This is a genomic window from Mesorhizobium sp. M0514 (assembly GCF_040321145.1).
Classification (GTDB): domain Bacteria; phylum Pseudomonadota; class Alphaproteobacteria; order Rhizobiales; family Rhizobiaceae; genus Mesorhizobium.
In genome coordinates this window covers 1-4,428 of sequence record NZ_JAMYQZ010000173.1, presented here as the reverse complement: position 1 = coordinate 4,428, position 4,428 = coordinate 1, and the positions used below count along the sequence as shown (strand labels likewise).

General features: G+C 62.8%; 4 protein-coding genes and 1 tRNA gene. 4 read left to right on the top strand and 1 reads right to left on the bottom strand.

Annotated features, from left to right (window positions below; all coding sequences use genetic code 11):
• Positions 1 to 100 precede the first annotated feature (100 nt).
• The 4 genes from NKI61_RS32350 (at position 101) to NKI61_RS32335 (ending at position 3,810) form a co-directional block, all read left to right on the top strand.
• A complete protein-coding gene (locus NKI61_RS32350) occupies positions 101 to 1,960 on the top strand; it encodes an ABC transporter ATP-binding protein (RefSeq protein WP_352842350.1) in 1,860 nt (619 codons plus the stop codon).
• Positions 1,957 to 2,778: a 4-hydroxy-tetrahydrodipicolinate reductase gene (gene dapB, locus NKI61_RS32345; RefSeq protein ID WP_352842349.1), complete on the top strand. Its 822-nt coding sequence runs from the start codon at positions 1,957 to 1,959 to the stop codon at positions 2,776 to 2,778. Before NKI61_RS32350 ends, dapB begins: the two co-directional genes overlap by 4 nt.
• 27 nt (positions 2,779 to 2,805) lie before the next feature.
• Positions 2,806 to 3,426, top strand: a complete 621-nt coding sequence (locus NKI61_RS32340) for a 2,3-bisphosphoglycerate-dependent phosphoglycerate mutase (protein WP_023672068.1) — start codon at positions 2,806 to 2,808, stop codon at positions 3,424 to 3,426.
• 299 nt (positions 3,427 to 3,725) lie between these two features.
• A tRNA-Leu gene (locus NKI61_RS32335) sits at positions 3,726 to 3,810 on the top strand.
• A 101-nt stretch (positions 3,811 to 3,911) separates the two neighbouring features.
• On the opposite strand, the gene NKI61_RS32330 is transcribed toward NKI61_RS32335, so the two are convergent.
• The gene (locus NKI61_RS32330) at positions 3,912 to 4,256 is read right to left on the bottom strand and encodes a low affinity iron permease family protein (protein WP_023672069.1); all 345 of its coding nucleotides are present in this window, start codon (positions 4,254 to 4,256) and stop codon (positions 3,912 to 3,914) included.
• Positions 4,257 to 4,428: the final 172 nt, after the last annotated feature.

Genomic DNA, 4,428 nt, shown 5'->3' with positions numbered 1-4,428 from the left:
TCATCCGGCTCTAAATCAAAGAGATAGAGCATGATGTCGTCCGAAAACCGCTTCACACTTTTCGGCATCATGCTCTAGCAAACCACGAAGCGCCCGCGATTTGACCGCTCAAAGTCCACTCAAACTGAAAGTCCAGCCAGCTGAGGTCACTGCGGTGCTGCGCCGCATCCTGGCCGAAAACGGTAGTGAATATCGCTGGACCTATGTCGTTGCCATCGGCTGCCTGCTGATTGTTTCCGCCACCACCGCCTTCACGGCGTGGATCATGGCCCCGATGATCAACGAGATCTTCTACGAACGACGCGGCGACATGATCGTCTGGATCTGCGCCGGGTTCATGGCCGCCTCCGTGCTGCGCGGCTTCGCCGGTTACGGCCAGGCGGTCGCGTTGGCCAAGATCGGCAACAATCTGGTCGCCCGCTACCAGAAGCGCAGCTTCGACCATCTGATGAAGCTCGGCGTCGACTTCTTCAACGATACGCGTTCCGGTCGGCTGGCGGCACAGGTCAACGAGAATGTCGGCGGCGTTCGCGATCTGCTGTCGCTGACGCTGACCTCCATCAGCCGCGACGCGGTCTCGCTGATCGCCCTCGTTGGCGTCATGATCTACCAGGATCCGGTGTTGTCGCTCAGCTCGCTGCTGATCGGGCCGCCGCTGATCTGGGCCGTCGTCTACATCACCCGCCGATTGCGGCGCATCAACCGTGAATCGGTGCTGATCAACTCGCGGCTGAACGGGTCCGTACAGGAGGCCACGCAAGGCATCGCCATCGTCAAGGCCTTCACCCTGGAAGCCGAGCTGGCGCGCCGGATCGGCATCATGGCCGATACGGCCGAGCAGCGTAACAACAAGATCGCCCGGGTCGCGGAGCGGCTGTCGCCGATTTCCGAGATTTTGGGCGGTCTCGCCATTACCTCCGTCCTTGCCTATTCCGGCTACCGGGCGCTGGTGCTCGGACAACCACCAGGCGCTGTGTTTTCCTTCATCACCGCGCTGATCATGGCCTACGATCCGGCACGGCGCCTGGCTCGTACGCAGGTCGGTATGGAACGTGCCCTGGTCAACGCCCGGATGATTTACGAGCTGCTCGACCTGGAGCCTAAACAGGGCGATGCGCCCGACGCGGTCGAAGCCAGGATCACCACCGGCGAGGTTCGCTTCGACAATGTGACGTTCGGCTACAGCGCCGACATGCCGGTGATCAGGAACCTGAGTTTCACCGCCGCGGCCGGCAAGGTTACGGCGGTGGTCGGGGCCTCGGGTGCCGGCAAGACGACGCTCGTGGCGCTGCTGCAGCGCTTCTACGATGTCGACAAGGGTTCGATCGAGATCGATGGCCAGGACATTTCCAAAGTCACCAAGCACTCGCTGCGCGGCTCGATCGCCTATGTCTCGCAGGCGCCCTATCTGTTCGAAGGCAGCATACGCGACAACATCCGTTTTGGCCGACTTTCGGCGACCGACGCCGAGATCGATCGGGCGGCGGTGCTGGCGGCGGCCGACGAGTTCATCCGTCAGCAGCCGCAGGGCTACGACACGCCCGTCGGCGAGGGCGGCTCGACACTTTCCGGCGGCCAGCGCCAGCGCGTCTCGATTGCGCGGGCGATCGTGCGCAACGCGCCGATCCTTTTGCTCGACGAAGCGACCTCGGCGCTCGACAATGAGGCCGAGGCGCGCGTCCAGGAGGCGCTGACCCATGTGATGGAAGGGCGCACCACCATCGTGATAGCGCATCGCCTGTCGACGGTCGTCAACGCCGACCACATTATCGTGCTTGAAGAGGGGCGCCTGGTCGAGGAAGGCACCCATGCCGCACTGATGGCCGATCCAAACAGTGTCTACGCCCGCTTCCACCGCATTCAAGGCAAGAACGGACTGGGGCTTGTCGACGACTCGAAGCCCGTCCAAACTCCGGTCCTGCGCAGCCGCGCCAAGAAGGCGGTGGGGAGAACAGCATGAGCGAATCCGGCGAAATGGGCCTGGTGGTGGTGGGGGCGGCCGGCCGCATGGGCCAGACGCTGATCCGCGCCATCCATTCGATCCCCGGCGCCCGCGTCGTCGGCGCGGTCGAACGAACCGGATCGCCCTATCTCGGCAGGGATGCGGGCGAGCTTGCCGGCATCGGCATCATCAATGTCACGATCGGCGACGATCCGCTGCCGGTGTTCGCCAAGGCCGACGGCGTGCTCGATTTCACCATGCCGGCAGCCACCGTCGAATTCGCAGGCTATGCCGCGCAGGCACGCATTGCCCATGTCATCGGCACCACCGGCTGCTCGGCGGAAGACGACGCCAGGATCGAGGCCGCGGCGCGCCACGCGACGATCGTCAAATCCGGCAATATGAGCCTCGGCGTCAATCTTCTGGCGGTGCTGGTCGAGCAGGCCGCGCGCGCGCTCGGTCCAGAGGATTTCGACATCGAGATCCTCGAAATGCATCACAAGCACAAGGTCGACGCGCCGTCGGGCACCGCCTTGCTGCTCGGCGAAGCGGCGGCGGCGGGACGCGGCATTTCCCTTGCCGGCAAAGATGTGCTGTCACGCGACGGCCATACCGGCGTGCGCAAGCCAGGAACCATCGGCTTTGCCAGCTTGCGCGGCGGCTCGGTGGTCGGCGACCACAGCGTCATCCTGGCCGGAACCGGCGAGCGCATCACGCTGTCGCACCATGCCGAGGACCGCGCCATCTTTGCCCGCGGCGCGGTCAAGGCCGCGCTCTGGGCGCGCGGTAAAAAGCCCGGACTTTATTCCATGCGGGACGTGCTCGGCTTGAGCTAAACTATCCATAATTTTGAAGGAGCAAACATGTCGGGAACTCTCGTGCTCGTGCGCCACGGCCAGAGCGAATGGAACCTGAAGAACCTGTTCACCGGCTGGCGCGATGTCGACCTTACCGAGCAGGGCCACAAGGAGGCCAAGGAAGCCGGCCAGAAGCTCAAGGCACGCGGCTTGAAATTCGACATTGCCTTCACCTCGGCGCTGATCCGGGCGCAGAAGACCTGCCAGCACATTCTCGACGCGGTCGGCCAGAGCGATTTGAAGACGATCCGCGACCAGGCGCTGAACGAGCGCGACTATGGCGATCTCTCCGGCCTCAACAAGGACGACGCGCGCCAGAAGTGGGGCGAGGAGCAGGTGCACATCTGGCGCCGCTCCTACGACGTGCCGCCGCCCGGCGGCGAAAGCCTGAAGGACACCGGCGCCCGCGTCTGGCCCTATTACCTGCACGACATGCAGTCGCATGTTCTGAAAGGCGGCACCGTGCTGGTCGCCGCGCATGGCAATTCGCTGCGCGCACTGATCATGGCGCTGGACGGCAAGAGCGGCGAGGAGATCGTCAAGCTCGAGCTCGGCACCGGCGTGCCGGTGATCTACAAGCTCAACGCCGATTCCACCGTGGCGTCGAAGGACGTGCTGGAGGGGTGAGGTTTTCGGCCAACGCATTCGCCAAGTCGGCGCTGCCCCTCATTGCCCTGCCGGGCATTTCTCCCCGTATAGTGACGGGGAGAAAGGGCTGGCCGCAGCCTCGGCGCTCTTCTTGTGACGCAGGTGACCGGCGAAAATCATCGATGAGAGCGCCCCTCTCCCCGTCACTGTACGGGGAGAGGATGCCGGCAGGCAGGTGAGGGGCGGCGCTGACCCCCGGGAAACTAAGCCGGCAGGCAGCGGCCCTCGAAAAAGCGCGTTGACACATATCGTTTGCCCGCTTACATGAGCCCGCACCAGCCCAGATGGCGGAATTGGTAGACGCGCACGGTTCAGGTCCGTGTTCCGCAAGGAGTGGAGGTTCGAGTCCTCTTCTGGGCACCAAATTCCCGTTTCGGATAAGTCCGAAATGATTTAGACGCGAAGCAAAAAAGCCCGGTTCCCGGGCTTTTTTGCTGATGAATGACAGATTGTCCAGCGGAGGGTCAATGCGGCGGGCGAACCGCTTTCATTGCTTCTTCTTCGAGTGTCTGGAGCTTCTCCCGAATCTCCTCCGGCTCGGCATGCTCCAAGCCGACGACATCGTTTCTGGTCTCATTCAGCGAAACGATAATCTCATCAAGCTTGGCGTGAATGGCGGCCGTGTCGCGGTAACCCTGGATCAGCACAACGCCGGTGATCACGATGGCCGCTACCGACAATGCGTAGGTGACCACATTCGTCAGGCCGAATGGCACCAACGCAGTACAGAGCAGCATGGCTACAAGAAGGACATAGAAGCCCGGTGGCCGGGATAGAAAGTCGCCCATCACAAAGAGGAAGCGGTTCATATCCAGGCCGCGGTCAAAAATGCCACGAGTGCGGTGACGGCTACGCAAATTGGAATTGCTGCGAGTAAGGCAGCTTCCAGGACCCAAGTTTCCTTGTCGCTAAACATCAGACATCCTCCCGTTCAGAAAACGGCTGCCCGTAGACTTTCACAGGGCAGCCACAGCCCGCCGC